A 16,803-nucleotide genomic window follows, 5' to 3' on the forward strand; every position below is an offset into this window, starting at 1 on the left:
AACTTCCGCCCCGTACGCGAACCCCCCGCGGGAGGACTCATGCACGGGCCCACTCCGCCCCTGCCGGTGCCCACCGACAAGCTGCACTTCGCCATGCCGCCCATGCACGAGTCCCTCGAGGACGAGCGCAGGCACCGCAAGGAGCGGCTGGCGGGCGCGTTGCGGCTGTTCGGCCGGCTCGGCTACGAGGACGGCGTCTCCGGGCACATCACCGCACGCGACCCCGAGTTCAGCGACTGCTTCTGGGTCAACCCGTTCGGCATGCCGTTCCGGCACGTCACCGTGAGCGACCTGGTGCTCGCCAACCAGGACGGCCAGGTCGTCGAGGGCGGACACCACGTCAACCAGGCCGCCTTCGCCGTCCACGCCCAGGTCCACGCGGCCCGGCCGGACGTCGTCGCCGTCGCCCACTGCCACTCCGTGCACGGCCGCGCGCTGGCCGCCCTCGGCGAACTGCTCGACCCGATCACCCAGGAGAGCTGCGCCTTCTACGAGGACCACGCCCTCTACGACGCCTACACCTCCGTCACCGTCGACCCCGAGGAGGGCCGCCGCATCGCCGCCGCCCTCGGCAGCCGCAAGGCGCTGGTGCTGCGCAACCACGGGCTGCTGACCGTGGGCGACTCGGTGGACGCGGCGGCCTGGTGGTTCATGACCATGGAACGCTCCTGCCAGGTGCAGCTCACGGCGCGGGCGGCCGGCCGTCCCGTGCTGATCGAGCACCGCCAGGCGGTGGCCACCCGGGAGCAGCTGGGCGGTGACCTGGTGGCGTGGATCAACTACCAGCCGATGTGGCGGGAGATCACACGGAGCGAACCGGATCTGCTGGACTGAACGCGCGTATGGCGGGGGCGCGGGAGAGGGCCGGGGGCGTGCGTCAACACGATGCCTCGAGGTTCACCCTCGGGGGCCGGGCCCGGCGGACGGGACGGGCGTGGCGTAGGGCACAATTCGCTCTCGATGCGGGGGAGTTGTCCGAGGGCCGCCGAGGGCGGTCGTGGTGAGTCGAGATGTGTCGGGTAGTGCGGGAAGGCGGCTTCGGGCGTGGCGGTGCAGGAGGCGAGACAGGGCGGAGCGGATCCGGCTGCCCACGAAGGTGGCTGCACCTGCGGGGACTGTCCGCACGGGGCGCGTGAAGGGCATCGGCGCGCGGTCGCCGCGTTCCTGGTGAAGCGGGACGAGTACGCCACCGGCCAGGGACTCCCTGCCGCGGTGGCCCACTCCGCCTCCGCCTCCCGGCAGTGGGTCTCCGAGGAACTCGCCCAGGCCGCCGAGGCGGTGGCCGAACGCGGCCGGGCCGAAGGCGCCGCCTGGCTGGCCCGCCTCTGGCAGCGGACCGCGGTCGTCGTCTGGGCCGGGGTCCTCGCGCTGCTGCTCGTGCAGGCGCTCACCGCGATCGGCGCGGGCTGGACCTCCGCGCGCACCGCAGGGCTGCTGTCCGCGGTGCTGCTGGCGGGGGCACTCACCGCGGCGTCCTGGTTCCACCGGGCGCGCGGCGGCGCCCTCGCCCCGGTCGTCGGCGAGGACAACCGGCTCTCCACGTCCCGCGCGGTGGCGGGCTCCTGGGTGCTGCTCGTCGCGTACGCCGTGCTCGTGCTGGTGGGGCGGCTCGCGGCCGCCTCCGACCACCGCGAGCGCGACGCGCTGATCGACGGCCTGGAACTCGCCCGCGGCGCCGGAGTCGTGACCGTCCTGGCCGTGGTGTGCGGGATCGCGGTGCTGGTGCGCCGGGTCGTCGGGCTGCGGGTGCAGGGGCAGCGGCTCCAGAAGGAGCGCGCCCACCGGCCCAGGGCGGCCGACCTGCTCACCGACGACTCCGGACGCGGCAGCTTCGCCGACATCCAGTACGTCGTCATCAACGCCGTCGCCCTCGCCTTCGCCGCCGTACGGCTGGCCCGCCGCCCCGACCAGCTGCCCGACCTGCCCTGGGGGCTGGCCGTGGTGGTGCTGGTGTCGGCGGGCACCTACCTCGCGGGCAAGTACGCCGAGGGCGGGCGCCCGGTGATCCTCTCCGTGGTGCGGGCCCGGGAGGCCGGCGACCTGGACGCGCCCATCCGTACCGGCGACGACATCGAGATCCGCGGCACCGGGTTCGTCCCGGCCGGGGCGCAGGGCGCGGACCGGCTGGCGCGCATGGTGGTGCGGGTCGGCCCGGTGAACGTCCATGTGCCGCTGGTGCCGGTGGTGGGCGGCTTCGACAACCCGGCCGACGACCTGCTGACCGTGCCGGTCCCCGCGGACGTGGAGCCCGGCCGGGTCGACGTGCAGGTGGTCACCGCGGCCGGCGTGGAGACCAACCGCTACGCCATCGACGTCACGGAGTGACGGCGGGACGGCGGAGCGTCGCCGTAGCTGGTGAGCCGCTGTCACTTCCCTGAGGAAACGCTGTCGACCGGGTTCGTCCCACGCCGATTGCCGTACGTTCGGTCTCTCCAGGTGGGCCCGGAGTCGAGAGGCAGCGGCGACATGACGCACGGCAGGCGCGCAGACAGTTACACCCCACGTCCCGACGGCGCCGGCGGGCCGCGGGACACCGCCGCCCGCTACGCCCTGCTGCCGCTGCGAATCTTCCTCGGCGTCACCTTCGTCTACGCCGGTCTCGACAAGCTCACCGACAGCGCCTTCCTCAAGGACTCCGGGGCAGGGTCGATCGGCGACATGATGCGCGCCGTCCGCGACTCCTCCGCGATCCCCGCGCTGGTCGACATGGCGCTGGAGAGCCCCGTCGGCTTCGGCTACGCCATCGCCTTCGGCGAGCTGGCCGTCGGCATCGGCACCCTGATCGGGCTGCTCACCCGGATCGCGGCCCTCGGCGGGGCGCTGATCTCGCTCAGCCTGTGGCTGACCGTGAGCTGGGCCGCCGAGCCGTACTACTACGGCAACGACCTGCCGTACCTCATGGCCTGGACCCCGCTGATCCTGGCCGGGGCCCCGCTGCTGTCCGTGGACGCCGCCCTCCGCGCACGGCGACGGCGCGGCACCTTCTAACCTCCCGTCGTTGGCGCGTGATCGGCCGTGTCCGCTCCTTCGGGGGCCGGGCGGACGCGGCGGCGGCGCACCAGTCCGGTGACGGCACCCACCGCGCCGGCCAGGAAGAGGCCGCCCACGACGAGCGGGATCACCACGAACCACGGTGTCTCCCAGGCTCCTCCCGCGTCCCCGCCGTAGATCACCGCCGCCGCGACGAGCGCGGCGCCCGCGATCAGCCGGCCGGGCTGGAACTCATGACGCAGCACGGCTCACCTCCGCCTGCCCCGCGCCGACCCGGAGGTCGAGCCGCAGCGTGCCCGCCTTCCCGGCGCCGGGGGGCGGCTCCAGGGTCATCTCCTTGTATTTGCCCGGCGCCACGTCCACGTCCTTCCGTCCGTCGCCCGGCACTTGAATGTCACCGAGCCCGACCTCGACGTGCAGCCGCACGGTCGCGTCCCGGGGGACGATCACATGGATACGGCCCAGTCCCACCTCGACCTGGGTGGAGACCGTGTCGCCCGCGGGGACGCGGACCGCCGACAGGTCCAGCTTCCCCTCGCCGGCGCCCAGGTCGTACACGGGGCGGATCTGCGCGACCGATGCCGGCCGCCAGCCCGTGCGGGTCCAGTCCGTCCCGATGTCGTCGGGCACGGCGGTCGATCCGGCGAGCAGGCCTGCCGTGAGGACCGCGAGGACGATCGACCCGGCTCCCGTGCGGCCGAGGAAGGCGCTGACGGCGATCCCGAGGCCGATGACGCCGAGGGCGCACGCCAGACCCGTCTGCAGGCTGGTGCCGAGGGGCTGCGTCTCCCAGGTGAGGCCCGTGCCCAGACCGGCCGCGAGCAGCGCGAACAGGAAGACCCAGCCGCCGATCCCGCGAGGCCCTGCCGGCTTGGGCGGGCGCGCCTGCGGCGGGCGCCACACGTCTTTCGCGCCGCCGCTCCCGGAGCGGACGCCGACGCCGACCGCGGTGGCGATGTCCAGGTCCCGCGAGTCCTCGGGGCCCCACAGGTAACCCGTGCCCCCGACGTAGGTGCCGTCCTTGACGATGGGCTCGCGCCACCACGACGGGTACGCGGCCGGAACGGGCGGAGCCTGCGGCTCCGGCGGGGCGTCGGCGGCGGCCTGCGCGGCTATCGGGTCCGGGCTCGGCGTACCGCGCCGCCGCGACCAGTAGGCGGCGCCCGCGAGCAGCAGGGACAGTATGACGGCGAAGCTCAGCACCCCGTCGTTGCTCAGCATGGACAGGAAGACGCCGCAGCCGACCAGCGCGAAGAGGACCGCGGCCAGCGTGTGGCCGTCGACCCGGCCGGTGAGCAGCCGGCGGACCTGGTTCTCGTCCTCGTCGTCGTACGGGACGAACAGCCAGGCGAAGCCGTAGAAGATGAGGCCGATGCCGCCGGTCGCGGACAGCACGGCGAGCGTGATCCGGAAGATCACCGGGTCCATGTCGTACTGCCGGGCGAGACCGGAGCACACTCCGCCGAACATCTGGTGCCGCCGGTCGCGCCGGAAGTGCCGGCCGGGGTCGACGGCCCCCGCCGGTGCGCCGGCCGTCCCCTCCTTCCCCGCGCCCGCACGCGAGGGCTCCGCGGCGGGCGTCCCGGGCCCGGACCCGGGACGCGGTCCCGGGCCCGGCGCGGCATGCTGGTGATCCGTCATGCGTCCATGGTGACGGCCGAGCCGCCCGAGCGGCAGTCGGAACGACCCTGGCCGGACCCTGATATCCGCCCCCGAGGCGGGCCTCGGGGACGGCGGGGGGCGAGGGGCCGCGCCTTCGGCGGACGCCCCGCGGTCCAGGGCAGGGTGCCGCTGTGGCCGGGGGCCGGGCGACTCCCGGTCCGCCGCGAACCGCCCTGAGGTCCGGACGAGCCTTCGAGGTCCGGGGCTGCACGCCCCGGTGTGCCCGGGGCCCAGGGCACGCGCCCCGGCGTCCGGTGCCGTCGGCACCGCCGACCCCGCTGCAGCCGACCCTCACGTCGAGATCAGGGGAGTCTCCGGGGCGGACCCTGATGCCCTGGATTGCTCGGCGTGTGACCATCGTTGGCATGTCGGAAGCCGCAGCAGCGCCCCTCGCCGAGCCGCGGCCGCCGCGCAAGCTCTACCGCAGCAGTGACGGACGCTGGCTCGGGGGAGTGGCGCGGGGGCTCGCCGGGCATCTCGGCCTGCCCGTGATCTGGGTGCGCCTCGCGTTCGTCGCCCTGTTCATGGCCGACGGTCTCGGGGCCCTGCTGTACGCCGCGTTCTGGTTCTTCGTGCCGCTCGGGGTGGGTGGCGTCGACGCGCAGAAGCCGCCCTCACCCGTCACCACCGAGACCACCCCGGACGGCCGCCGCAGACTCGTCACGCGGAAACCGGACAAGGGGCAGATCGTCGCCCTGCTGCTCATGGTCGTGGTGGCCATGATCTTCGTGGGCAGCGTGAACCTCACCAACGGCGCCCGGGCCTACCTGTGGCCGACCGTCCTGGTCGGCGCGGGCGTGGCCCTGGTGTGGCGGCAGGCGGACAACGCCCGCCGGGCCCGCTGGATGGAGGTCGGCCGCCGCAGGCGGACGGTCACGCTGCTGCGGGCGGTGGCGGGCGTGCTGCTGGTGACGGCGGGCGCGTCCGGCATCTTCGTCCTGCGCGGCTCCGGCAGCCATCTCGGCGCGGTGCTGCAGGCCGCCCTCGCGGTCCTCGTCGGCGTCACCCTGCTCGCCGGGCCGTACCTCGTCCGTATGACCCAGGACCTCTCCGAGGAGCGCCTCATGCGCATCCGCGCGCAGGAGCGCGCCGAGGTCGCCGCCCACGTCCACGACTCCGTGCTGCATACCCTCACCCTGATCCAGCGCAACGCGGACAGCCCCGGCGAGGTGCGCCGCCTGGCGCGGGCCCAGGAGCGCGACCTGCGCGCCTGGCTCTACAAACCGGAGGGGAACGGCAAGGACGAGGACGAGGAGCCCGCCACCCTCGCCGAGGCCGTCAAGCGCAACGCCGCCGAGGTCGAGGACAAGCACGGCGTCCCCCTGGAGGTCGTCGTCGTGGGCGACTGCCCCCTGGACGAGAAGATCGGCGCGCAGATGCAGGCCGCGAGGGAAGCGATGGTCAACGCCGCCAAGTACGGTGGCGAGGGAGGCGCGGTCCAGGTCTACGCGGAGGTCGAGGGAAGGACGGTGTTCGTGTCCGTCCGGGACCGCGGCCCCGGGTTCGACCTCGACTCGATACCCGCCGACCGTATGGGCGTCAGAGAATCGATCATCGGCCGCATGGAACGCAACGGCGGCACGGCGCGGCTGCGCGCGGTGCCGGACGGGGGCACCGAGGTCGAGCTGGAGATGGAGAGGGCGGAGAAGACGTCATGAGTGAGCCGACCGAGGCGAACGCAGCGGCGGAAGCGGTACCGGCGGACGGGACCGCGGAGCCGGCCGGCGGCACCGGGCGGCGCCATGTGCGCGTGGTCCTCGTCGACGACCACCGCATGTTCCGTACGGGGGTCCAGGCGGAGATCGGGCAGACCGAGCAGACCGGCGTCGAAGTGGTCGGCGAGGCCGCCGACGTCGACCAGGCGGTCACGGTCATCACCGCGACCCGGCCGGAGGTGGTGCTGCTCGACGTGCACCTGCCCGGGGGCGGTGGTGTGGAAGTGCTGCGGCGCTCCACGTCGTTGATGGGTGACCCGGAGCGGCCGGTGCGCTTCCTCGCGCTGTCCGTGTCGGACGCGGCGGAGGACGTCATCGGCGTCATCCGGTCCGGCGCGCGCGGCTACGTCACCAAGACGATCACGGGTGCCGACCTCGTCGACTCGATCTTCCGGGTGCAGGAGGGCGACGCGGTGTTCTCGCCGCGGCTGGCCGGGTTCGTGCTGGACGCCTTCGCGTCCACGGACGCCCCGCCGGTCGACGAGGACCTCGACCGTCTCACCCAGCGCGAACGGGAGGTGCTGCGGCTGATCGCCCGCGGTTACGCCTACAAGGAGATCGCCAAGCAGCTGTTCATCTCGGTGAAGACGGTGGAGTCGCATGTGTCCGCGGTGCTGCGCAAGCTGCAGCTGTCCAACCGCCATGAGCTGACCCGCTGGGCGACGGCCCGCCGCCTGGTCTGAGTCGCCGGACCGCCCCGGCCGGACACGCACGGTCACACCACCCGCGTCGCCCCCGCGAACGGCATCTGGTCGACGGGGGCGACGCGGACCGGGGCCGAGGGGTTCGGTGCGTGGATCATCTGCCCGTTGCCGATGTAGAGGCCCACGTGGCTGATGCCGGAGTAGAAGAACACCAGGTCGCCGGGGAGCAGTTCGGAGCGGGAGACCCGGCGGCCCGCGTCGATCTGCGCGTACGTCGTGCGCGGCAGGGAGACGCCGGCGGAGCGGTATGCGGCCAGCACGAGGCCCGAGCAGTCGAAGGCGTCCGGGCCGGTCGCGCCCCACACATAGGGGCTGCCGAGCTTCTGGTGCGCGTACGCGACGGCCTGCGCGGCGCGGGCGTTCGGCGCCTGCGACAGGGACAGGGCGGTGTCCCGGGCCGTACCGCCGGCCGAGCGGGCGGCGGTACGGCCCGTGCCGCCGGTGATCCCGGCGCGCTCCTCGGGTGACATCCGGGACAGCGCCTGGCGGGCGGCGGACAGCTTCTCGGTGATCGTCCGCCTGTGGCGCCCGAGTTCGGCCCGGCGGGTGGTGAGCGTCTTCACCTCGACGCGGGCCGCGCCGCGCAGCTTCTCGATCTCCCGGAGCTGGGCGCGCACCCGGCCCAGCTCGGCGTGGTGGCGGCTGCCGGCGCGTTCGGCGAGGGCCGCGCCGTCGAGGTAGGCGTCCGGGTCGTCGGACAGCATCAGCCGCAGGGCGGGGTCGAGGCCCCCGGCGCGGTACTGCGCCGCCGCGACCGCCCCGAGGGCCTCGCGGGCCTTGTTGAGCCGCGCCTGGGCGCGGGCCGTCTCGTCCTGGAGGTCGCGCAGCCGCTCCCGCGCCGAATCCGCCCTCTCCTTGGCGCCGTTGTACTTCTCGGTGGCGACCTCGGCCTCGCGGTACAGGCGGTCCACGTCGGCGCCCGCGGGCGCCGGCCGCGGAGCCGCGTGTGCCGCTCCGTCGAAACCGGCCGCCGTGGCCGTTCCCGCCAGGACGACGGTGACGGCCGCGCGGGCCGTGGTGCCGCCCACCGGGCGCTGCCGTGACCTGCGGTGCGCTGCCACCCTTGCAGCCGTCCTCTCCGTGACGCCCGCCGAGCCCGGACGACTGCCCGGCGGTCCGGCGGCGGGGAGACAGGGGAGCCGTCCGCCGCCGGACCCTTTCCTCGGCGGTGGTGTCCGGCCGCCGCTCCTGGCCCGAGCGGCGATGCGGAGCCGGTCACCTGGGGCAGGACGCTAGGCCCGGCCGCGCGGCGCGGGATACGGGTTGTGCGGAACTGTCGTCCACGGACCGTCGGGTGACCGTAAGTGACCATTGAGTCGTGCGTGGTGCAGCGTTCTCACTCAGGGTGATGACCGATGTGGTGAAGGTGGGAAAGGCGAGGGCGGCGGAATGCTAGGGAACGCCCCTGGCTAGGCTCCGGCCTCATGGACGTACTCCTCCACATATTCGTCGGTCTGCACATCATCGGCATCGCGTCGCTGCTCGGCGGCTTCCTCACCCAGATGAAGGCGATGGGCGCGGGCACCGCCCGCTTCGTCCCCGCGATGCTGCACGGCGCGCTGACGATGCTGGTCACAGGCGTCGCCCTCGTGGGCCTCAACGAGGCTCAGGACCACTCCGTCGACCACATCAAGATCGGCGTGAAGCTGGCGCTGCTGATCGTGATCCTGGGCCTGGTCTACGTGAAGCGGGACGAGGAGAAGGTGGACAAGGGCGTCTTCGGCCTGGTCGGCCTGCTGACCGTGGCGAACGTCTTCATCGCGGTCCTCTGGACCTGAGCTCGCGTCCCGGGACGCCGGGCACCGCCGTCGGCACGGAACCGCCGGCCGAGCCGTCACCGGCCCGGTCGGCGGTTCCGCGTCCGCGCGTCGAGAGGCCCGTCAGGCCGGGCGGACGATGCTGTGGATCGCGGAGTCGCCGTCGTAGTAGATCGACTCCTCGCGGACGTACGTGCCCGGCTTCGGGGCGTGGATCATCATGCCGTTGCCGATGTAGATGCCCACGTGGGTGACGTCGTCGTAGAAGAAGACCAGGTCGCCGGGCTGGGCCTGGGACACCGGGACGGTGGTGCCCGCGTTCACCTGGTCGTAGGTGGTGCGCGGCAGGGAGACGGCGGCGGCCTTCCATGCGGCCTGGGTCAGCCCCGAGCAGTCGTAGGATCCGGGACCGGTCGCACCCCAGACGTACGGCTTGCCGATCTGCGCGCGGGCGAAGGCGATGGCCTTCTCCGCCTTGGTGCCGTACGACGAGTCGGCCGGCGGGGTCTCGGTCGAGCCGGTCGACCCGGAGCCCTCCGAGGTGCCGCCGCCCTGCTGCGCGGCCTCCTCGCGGGCCTGCTCCTGCTCCGCCTGCTGCCAGGCCAGCTCCGCGGCCTTGCGGGCGGCCTCCTCCTGCTTGCGCTTCTCGATCGCGGCGAGCCGCGCCTTCTCCTCCGCGGTCAGCTTCGACAGCAGTTCGCGCGCGTCGGCGAGCTTCTTCTGGACCGTGGCCTTGGCCGTCTTCAGGTCGCCCTGCGTCTCGGTGAGCGTGCGGAGGCTCTCGGTGGCCTCCTGCCGCTTCTTCATCGTCTCGGTCTGCTGGGTGACGTAGTCGTCCACCGCCGCCTTCTGGCGGCCGGTCATCCGGTCCAGCACCTGACGCTGGTCGAAGATGTCCTGCGGCGTCTCCGCGAGCAGGAACGTCGCGGTGTCCGGCATGCCCGCGCCGGTGCGGTACTGGGCGGCGGCGTAGGAGCCCAGCTCCGAGCGGGCCTCGTTCAGCTTCTGTGTGCGCTTCGCCACGTCGTCGAGGAGGGTGTCGACGCGCTTGCGCTGCTTGCCCGTCTTCTCCTTGGCAGCGTTGTACTTCTCGGTCGCCGACTCGGCCTGGCGGTAGAGGTCGCCGACCTTCTTCTCGACCTCCTCCAGGCTCGGCCGGTCCTCGACGGGAGCGGCCTCGGCGGTCTGGGAGAGCAGGGCCACGGAGGTGAGCGCGGCCGTGGCGAGGGCCGGGGTGCGTATGCCTGCCACGCGCGTGCCCGGGGTGCGCGACTTGCGGTGCGACGCCAAGGGAGGCGACTCCTTCCAGTGCTCCGCCTACCGGGTTAGCTGTCGGGTTCGGGCGGGTGGTTCGGAAGGGTTGCCCTACGGCCGCTTCCCTGAGGGAGTGGGCCGATTCACCCCATGTCTCGGTGGGTCCCCGGCTCCGGCTGCCACGGCGGACAGAGACGGACTCGGCGGAGGCCGCGCGGCCCGGCGAGGTTCGCCGGCGGGGGACGAGCGGCCCGGACCGCACGGTAGCCAACTGGTGTGGCCCTTGTGAAGGTTGATGGGTGATATGCCCGATACATTTTCGTGACCTTCCTGTGGGCGTCACGCAGGGTGAGGCGCCGACCGTGGAGGGTGCCCGCCGTGGCGCCTCCGGGAGGGGCGGGCGGATGTTTCCGGGGCGGCCCCGGGTTGTCGGTGGAGCACCCTAGACTCGGAGAGCGATGAGCAGCCTCTTTGACGACAGCTTCCTGGCGGACCTCCAGGCCCAGCGCGGCCCGGCGGACGAGCCCCCGCCGCCACCCGAGGACGAGCACGCCCCGGAGCCTCTCCCGGACGACCTGTTCGGCGGGAAGTTCGACGTGCCCCCGGAGCGGGACACCTACTACCGGGACGGCGCCCCGCGCCCGGTGATCGACTCCGCCGCGCTGCTGGAAGGGCTGAACGACAACCAGCGCGCCGCGGTCGTGCACTCCGGCTCCCCCCTGCTCATCGTCGCCGGAGCCGGGTCCGGCAAGACCCGCGTGCTCACCCACCGCATCGCCTACCTGCTCGCCGAGCGGGACGTCCACCCCGGCCAGATCCTCGCGATCACCTTCACCAACAAGGCCGCGGGCGAGATGAAGGAGCGCGTCGAGCAGCTCGTCGGGCCCCGGGCGAACGCGATGTGGGTCATGACCTTCCACAGCGCGTGCGTCCGCATCCTGCGACGCGAGTCCAAGAAGCTCGGCTTCACGTCGTCCTTCTCGATCTACGACGCCGCCGACTCCAAGCGTCTGATGGCGCTCGTCTGCCGCGACCTGGACCTCGACCCCAAGCGCTTCCCGCCGAAGTCCTTCAGCGCCAAGATCAGCAACTTGAAGAACGAGCTGATCGACGAGGAGGACTTCGCCGCCCAGGCGAGCGACGGTTTCGAGAAGACCCTCGCCCAGGCCTACGCGCTCTACCAGTCGCGGCTGCGCGAGGCGAACGCGCTGGACTTCGACGACCTGATCATGACGACGGTCAATCTGCTCCGTGCCTTCCCCGACGTCGCCGAGCACTACCGCCGCCGCTTCCGGCACGTCCTGGTCGACGAGTACCAGGACACCAACCACGCCCAGTACGCCCTGGTGCGTGAGCTGGTCGGGGGCGCCTCCGAGCACCCCGTCGACGTCCCGCCGGAGGCCGAGGTGCCGCCCGCCGAGCTGTGCGTGGTGGGCGACGCCGACCAGTCCATCTACGCCTTCCGCGGCGCGACGATCCGCAACATCCTCCAGTTCGAGGAGGACTACCCGGACGCGACGACGATCCTGCTGGAGCAGAACTACCGCTCCACGCAGACGATCCTGTCCGCCGCCAACGCCGTCATCGAGCGCAACGAGTCCCGCCGCCCGAAGAACCTGTGGACCAACGCGGGCGAGGGCACGCGCATCACGGGCTACGTCGCGGACACCGAGCACGACGAGGCGCAGTTCGTCGCCGACGAGATAGACCGCCTCACGGACGCGGGCGAGGCCAAGGCCGGCGACGTCGCCGTCTTCTACCGCACCAACGCCCAGTCCCGTGTCTTCGAGGAGATCTTCATCCGTGTCGGCCTGCCGTACAAGGTCGTCGGCGGCGTGCGCTTCTACGAGCGCAAGGAGGTCCGGGACGTCCTGGCCTACCTGCGGGTGCTGGCCAACCCGGAGGACTCGGTGCCGCTGCGCCGCATCCTCAACGTGCCCAAGCGCGGCATCGGCGACCGCGCCGAGGCCATGATCGACGCGCTCGCCCAGCGGGAGAAGATCAGCTTCCCGCAGGCGCTGCGCCGCGTCGACGAGGCGTACGGCATGGCGGCCCGGTCGGCGAACGCGGTCAAGCGGTTCAACACGCTGATGGAGGACCTCCGTACGGTCGTCGAGTCGGGGGCGGGGCCGGCGACTGTCCTCGAAGCCATCCTCGAACGCACCGGCTATCTCGCCGAGTTGCAGGCCTCCACCGACCCGCAGGACGAGACCCGCATCGAGAACCTCCAGGAACTCGCGGCCGTCGCCCTGGAGTTCGAGCAGGAGCGCGGCGAGGGCGAGACCGGCACACTGGCCGACTTCCTCGAGCAGGTCGCCCTGGTCGCCGACTCCGACCAGATCCCCGACGAGGAGGACGGCGACGGCGTCATCACGCTGATGACCCTGCACACCGCCAAGGGCCTGGAGTTCCCGGTCGTCTTCCTCACCGGCATGGAGGACGGCGTCTTCCCGCACATGCGCGCCCTCGGCCAGACCAAGGAGCTGGAGGAGGAGCGCCGCCTGGCCTACGTCGGCATCACGCGCGCCCGGGAGCGGCTCTACCTCACCCGGTCGGTGATGCGCAGCGCCTGGGGCCAGCCGTCGTACAACCCGCCCTCGCGTTTCCTGGAGGAGATCCCGCCCACCCACGTGGAGTGGAAGCGGACCGGGGCGAGCGGTCCGGTGGCCAACGGGCCGGCGTCCGGGGTGGCCGCGTCACTGTCGTCGTCCCGCTCCCGCTCGTCCGCGTCGGGCGCCTCGGGTTTCGCCACCCGGCGCACCTCGGAGAAGCCCGTGGTGTCGCTGGCCGTCGGGGACCGGGTGACGCACGACCAGTTCGGCCTGGGCACGGTCGTCGCGGTGAAGGGCACGGGGGCGAACGCCGAGGCGACGATCGACTTCGGCGACGAGAAGCCCAAGCGCCTGCTGCTGCGGTACGCGCCGGTGGAGAAGCTCTAGCCGTACACACGGGGCCCGTCGTGGGCCGGGGTTCGCTCCGGTGCCGCGACGGGCACCGGTCCGCGGGTCGGCCTACGTGGGCTCCAGGCCGTGGCTGCGGAACCAGGCGAGGGGGTCGATCGCCGAGCCGCCGCCCGGGCGGACCTCGAAGTGCAGGTGCGGGCCGGTCGAGTTGCCGGAGTTCCCGGAGAACGCGATCTGGTCGCCGGCCTTGACGGTCGCGCCGGAGGGCACCTGGTAGGTGGAGAGGTGGCAGTACCACGTCTCCGTGCCGTCCTTCGCCGTCACGATCAGCATGTTGCCGTAGGCGGAGTTGTACTGCGTGCGCACCGTGCCGTCGGTCGCCGCCAGCACGGGCGTGCCGTACGAGACGGGGAAGTCGATGCCGGTGTGGAGGGACATCCAGTTGATGCCGGACTGGCCGTAGTAGGCGCTGAGTCCGTGCTGCGCCACCGGGAGCGCGAACTTCGGGCGGAGCCGCTCCTTGCGGGCCGCCTCCTCGGCCGCCCGCTTGCGTTCGAGCTCCTGCTGGGCCTTGAGGTCGATGCGGCCCTGGGCGCGGCTGGCCCGGTCGGCGAAGTCGTCGGCGCCGGCGGCGAGGCTCTCGAGCTGGGTGTCCAGCTTGACGTTGGCGGCGGACGGCTGGACCGGCTGGGCGTCCGCGGCGGTCGTCCGTGCCTCCTGGCCGCCCTCCTCGGACAGGTCGCCCACCGAGGCGGCGGCGATGCCGGCGACCCCCATCACGCACGCCGAGGGCACGGCCACGGTCAGCAGCGCGGAGCGCTTGGGCGGGGTGCGGCGGCGGGAGCGGGACCCGGAGCGGGAGGCGGCGCGCGGTGCGGGGGTGATCTCCTCCTGCTCGTCGAGGAGGGTCACGGCGGGCAGTTCGCCGGTGTCGGCCGGTTCACCGGCCCCGGGTTCGTCCGGACCGGGCTCCCCGCGGTAGTCGTCCTCCGCGTACGGCTGGTCGGGCGTGTCCTGGTCGTAGGACACCTGGGAGAAGTTCTCCTGGGCGAAGTCCTCCTGCCCCCCGAACTCCTCGTGCGCCGCGAAGTTCTCCTGCGTCGCGAAGTTCTCCTGCTCGTACGGCTCTCCGCCGTACTGCGCGTCCGGTGCGGGCGTCTCGCCGCCGTCGGAGTTCCACTGGGTGGCGTCGTAGACGCCGCTGTCGAAGGTCTGCGTGCCCCAGTCCCACTGCTGGGTCGGGTCCGCGGGCTGCTCGGCCTGGCCGGGCTGGAGCCACGCGTTCGCGTCCCACTGGCCGGTCTCGGGGGATCCGCCCTGCTGGGGGATCACCGCCATCGGCTGCTGCCCGGTGGTCCAGGCGGTCGCGTCATGGCCGCCGGTGTCGTACGCGGCCTGCTGGAAGGCGTAGGCGTCGTAGTGCCCGGTGTCCTGAGCGCCGGCCGTCCACTGGCCGGTGGTCCAGGCGGCCTGCGCGGGGTCCTCGCCCGGCATGCTCCCGAAGAGGGGATCGGCGGCAAAGGTGCCGGCGGCGTGCTCGCCGGTGCCGTAGGAGGTGGCGTCGTAGCCGCCGTAGGAGGTGACGTCCCCGTACGGGACCTCCTGGCTGCCGTACGACGCGTAGGGCGCCGAGGCGGCATCGGAGGCCGGAGCCGGGGTCATGGTCCCCGACGGGTGACGGTCGTTCACCAACTTCTCTTTCGCCTCGACAACAGGGGCTGCCAGAGCAGTGCGGCGACTGTACCCGGCGGTATGCGGGCGCGACAATCTTCCCCAGGTTTCGCGGCCGCAGGAAACGGGCATTCGGTCGGGTTTCGGCGGTCGGTGCACACGGTCTTGGCTCTACGTTCGACTGGTGTTCGAATTCGTGAGGCATGGGCGTCGACAAGTCGGCCGCCACTGACCGATGTTGTTCGCTTCTGGACGTGAAGGATCGCTCACGTGGGAGGGGGGAGGTGCGGGCGTGTCGTGCGCTCCCGCGCCTCAGGCCACCGTGAGGCCGTTCGCCCGTCCGCCGGACGGTTCACCCGGATGCGCCGTGTCCAGGGCCTCCCGGATGCCCGTCGCCACCGCCGGGTGCACCGGCAGCGCCAGGTGCCCCACACCGCTCACCCGCACGTTGACCGCCGTCAGGTCCGGGTGCTCGACGCACGCGTTCTCCAGCGGATCCATGATGTGGTCGAGGTCGCTCCAGAACGCCACGAAGTGCGTACGGCACCCGGGGGCGGGCCGGGCCAGTTCCTCCAGCACCGGGGAGCCGGGACGCATCTGCCGCACGATCGGATGCGCGTTGGCCAGCGGCGCCACCCGCGTGCCTGAGTGCGGGGTGCCGAGCGTGACCAGCGTCCGCACCCTCCGGTCACCGCCCAGCCGCTGCACGTAGTACCGGGCGATCAGCCCGCCGAGGCTGTGGCCCACCACGTCCACCCGCTCGCTGCCCGTGCGCTCGCAGACCTGCTCGACATGCCGGCCGAGCAGCTCGGCCGCCGTGCGGATGTCGCACGTCAGCGGGGAGTAGTTGAGCGACTCGATCTGCTGCCGGCCGTGCTGGGCCAGGCTGCGGCGCAGCAGGACGAAGACCGAGCGGTTGTCGATGAAGCCGTGCAGCAGCACGACCGGGGGCTTGGCCTCCGCCGGCAGTTGCGCCGTCCCCTCCGGGGCGGTCAGCGCGGAGCGGTCGGGGCCGCGCCGCTCCTGGATGATGCCGGCGGGATAGAGGAGGACATGGCCCGCCAGGATCGCCAGCTCCAGGGCGGTCGCCTTCAGCAGGCCCACGGAGAGATCCGCCAGCCGGGCCGGCAGAAGACGCCGGCAGAGGGGCAGGAACGGAAGAGCTGCCTGGGTGACCTTCATGGCCGACCTCCTGTCGGCACGCGAGGGGACAGCCTCGTCCCCCGTGTGCCCTCGTGGAATGGCGCTCCGAGTGCGGTCGACGGTGCGCGCCGGTGAAGCGCGGACGGTGCGCGGTGATGGATCGACCTCGAGGCGCATCCCTTATGCGCATGTTCCCACTGTTGTCCATGTGTCGCACGAGCACTCGGCCTCGGGGCCGGGCCCGGGAACGCTGCGCGACGGACGTGTCCCACCGTGTGATTTCCCCCTCCCTGTGCACCGTGAAACTGCCGGTTGCGGGATGCTGGAGATAACGTTCGTTCACTTCTGCGGCCGGTTCGGGCCGGGGAATCCGTGCGATGTGTGCGGTACTGGTCGATACGGATGGATGTAGTCGCTTCATGGAGGCAGTGATGGGTGTGGCAGCCGGTCCGATCCGCGTGGTGGTGGCCAAGCCGGGGCTCGACGGCCACGATCGCGGGGCCAAGGTCATCGCGCGGGCCCTGCGGGACGCCGGTATGGAGGTGATCTACACCGGGCTCCACCAGACCCCCGAGCAGATCGTCGACACCGCGATCCAGGAGGACGCCGACGCGATCGGCCTGTCCATCCTCTCGGGCGCGCACAACACGCTGTTCGCGAAGGTCATCGAGCTGCTGAGGGAACGGGACGCGGCGGACATCCTCGTCTTCGGCGGCGGCATCATCCCCGAGGCGGACATCCCCCCGCTGAAGGAGAAGGGCGTCGCGGAGATCTTCACGCCGGGCGCCACCACGGCGTCCATCGTGGACTGGGTCCGGGCGAACGTCCGCCAGACCGCGGAGGCGTAGGCGCCGGGTCGCCGCGGCGAGCGGGTGTCGGACCGCCGCGGCGGACGTGCCGGGCGTGGGCGCCCGTGTGGTGGCGGTCAGGGGCGCCGGGGCGTCCGAGGCGGGCGTGACGAGGGCGGCGAGTGCCGGTGAGGTGAGGGCGTCCGGTGCCGGCG

General features: G+C 72.6%; 14 protein-coding genes and 1 riboswitch. Of the genes, 8 read left to right on the forward strand and 6 right to left on the reverse strand.

The features are described from left to right. Positions 1–39 precede the first annotated feature (39 nt). From MTR79_RS03710 to MTR79_RS03720, 3 genes are all read left to right on the forward strand, one after another. Positions 40–834, forward strand: a complete 795-nt coding sequence (locus tag MTR79_RS03710) for a class II aldolase/adducin family protein (RefSeq protein ID WP_086699542.1) — start codon at positions 40–42, stop codon at positions 832–834. 210 nt (positions 835–1,044) lie between these two features. Then, complete coding sequence (locus MTR79_RS03715; RefSeq protein ID WP_244789156.1) at positions 1,045–2,325, forward strand: hypothetical protein; 1,281 nt, start codon at positions 1,045–1,047, stop codon at positions 2,323–2,325. Positions 2,326–2,466: 141 nt separating this feature from the next. After that, complete coding sequence (locus MTR79_RS03720; protein ID WP_189365861.1) at positions 2,467–2,988, forward strand: DoxX family protein; 522 nt, start codon at positions 2,467–2,469, stop codon at positions 2,986–2,988. Here MTR79_RS03720 and MTR79_RS03725 read toward each other — a convergent pair. Beyond that, positions 2,985–3,236, reverse strand: coding sequence for a hypothetical protein (locus MTR79_RS03725; RefSeq protein ID WP_086699546.1), 252 nt, complete (start codon positions 3,234–3,236; stop codon positions 2,985–2,987). The genes MTR79_RS03720 and MTR79_RS03725 overlap by 4 nt on opposite strands. Continuing rightward, on the reverse strand, positions 3,223–4,632 hold the full coding sequence (locus MTR79_RS03730) for a PspC domain-containing protein (RefSeq protein ID WP_244789157.1): 1,410 nt from the start codon (positions 4,630–4,632) through the stop codon (positions 3,223–3,225). Before MTR79_RS03730 ends, MTR79_RS03725 begins: the two co-directional genes overlap by 14 nt. 386 nt (positions 4,633–5,018) lie before the next feature. On the opposite strand from MTR79_RS03730, the gene MTR79_RS03735 reads away from it, so the two are divergent. After that, positions 5,019–6,311, forward strand: coding sequence for an ATP-binding protein (locus MTR79_RS03735; protein ID WP_037641151.1), 1,293 nt, complete (start codon positions 5,019–5,021; stop codon positions 6,309–6,311). Further along, on the forward strand, positions 6,308–7,051 hold the full coding sequence (locus MTR79_RS03740; protein ID WP_048457967.1) for a response regulator transcription factor: 744 nt from the start codon (positions 6,308–6,310) through the stop codon (positions 7,049–7,051). The genes MTR79_RS03735 and MTR79_RS03740 overlap by 4 nt, the downstream gene beginning before the upstream one ends. 32 nt (positions 7,052–7,083) lie before the next feature. On the opposite strand, the gene MTR79_RS03745 is transcribed toward MTR79_RS03740, so the two are convergent. Further along, positions 7,084–8,133: a C40 family peptidase gene (locus tag MTR79_RS03745; protein WP_244789159.1), complete on the reverse strand. Its 1,050-nt coding sequence runs from the start codon at positions 8,131–8,133 to the stop codon at positions 7,084–7,086. Positions 8,134–8,496: 363 nt separating this feature from the next. On the opposite strand from MTR79_RS03745, the gene MTR79_RS03750 reads away from it, so the two are divergent. Continuing rightward, the gene (locus tag MTR79_RS03750; RefSeq protein WP_048457965.1) at positions 8,497–8,850 is read left to right on the forward strand and encodes a hypothetical protein; all 354 of its coding nucleotides are present in this window, start codon (positions 8,497–8,499) and stop codon (positions 8,848–8,850) included. A 102-nt stretch (positions 8,851–8,952) separates the two neighbouring features. On the opposite strand, the gene MTR79_RS03755 is transcribed toward MTR79_RS03750, so the two are convergent. Continuing rightward, positions 8,953–10,119, reverse strand: coding sequence for a C40 family peptidase (locus MTR79_RS03755; protein ID WP_244789161.1), 1,167 nt, complete (start codon positions 10,117–10,119; stop codon positions 8,953–8,955). Between the two features lie 7 nt (positions 10,120–10,126). Then, a riboswitch (cyclic di-AMP (ydaO/yuaA leader) is annotated at positions 10,127–10,299 on the reverse strand. 242 nt (positions 10,300–10,541) lie between these two features. On the opposite strand from MTR79_RS03755, the gene pcrA reads away from it, so the two are divergent. After that, positions 10,542–13,022: a DNA helicase PcrA gene (gene pcrA / locus MTR79_RS03760; protein WP_086700668.1), complete on the forward strand. Its 2,481-nt coding sequence runs from the start codon at positions 10,542–10,544 to the stop codon at positions 13,020–13,022. 72 nt (positions 13,023–13,094) lie between these two features. Here pcrA and MTR79_RS03765 read toward each other — a convergent pair whose 3' ends face one another. Together MTR79_RS03765 and MTR79_RS03770 are read right to left on the reverse strand one after the other, a co-directional pair. After that, the gene (locus tag MTR79_RS03765; RefSeq protein ID WP_086700667.1) at positions 13,095–14,648 is read right to left on the reverse strand and encodes a M23 family metallopeptidase; all 1,554 of its coding nucleotides are present in this window, start codon (positions 14,646–14,648) and stop codon (positions 13,095–13,097) included. A 321-nt stretch (positions 14,649–14,969) separates the two neighbouring features. Then, positions 14,970–15,839: an alpha/beta fold hydrolase gene (locus tag MTR79_RS03770; protein ID WP_086700665.1), complete on the reverse strand. Its 870-nt coding sequence runs from the start codon at positions 15,837–15,839 to the stop codon at positions 14,970–14,972. A gap of 392 nt (positions 15,840–16,231) precedes the next feature. Here MTR79_RS03770 and MTR79_RS03775 point away from each other — a divergent pair, with 392 nt between their 5' ends. After that, the gene (locus MTR79_RS03775; protein ID WP_048457960.1) at positions 16,232–16,648 is read left to right on the forward strand and encodes a cobalamin B12-binding domain-containing protein; all 417 of its coding nucleotides are present in this window, start codon (positions 16,232–16,234) and stop codon (positions 16,646–16,648) included. The last annotated feature ends 155 nt before the right edge of the window (positions 16,649–16,803 follow it).

Origin of the sequence: Streptomyces sp. BJ20, from assembly GCF_022869105.1 — a bacterium.
In the GTDB taxonomy this organism is placed as follows: Bacteria; Actinomycetota; Actinomycetes; order Streptomycetales; family Streptomycetaceae; genus Streptomyces; species Streptomyces griseoincarnatus.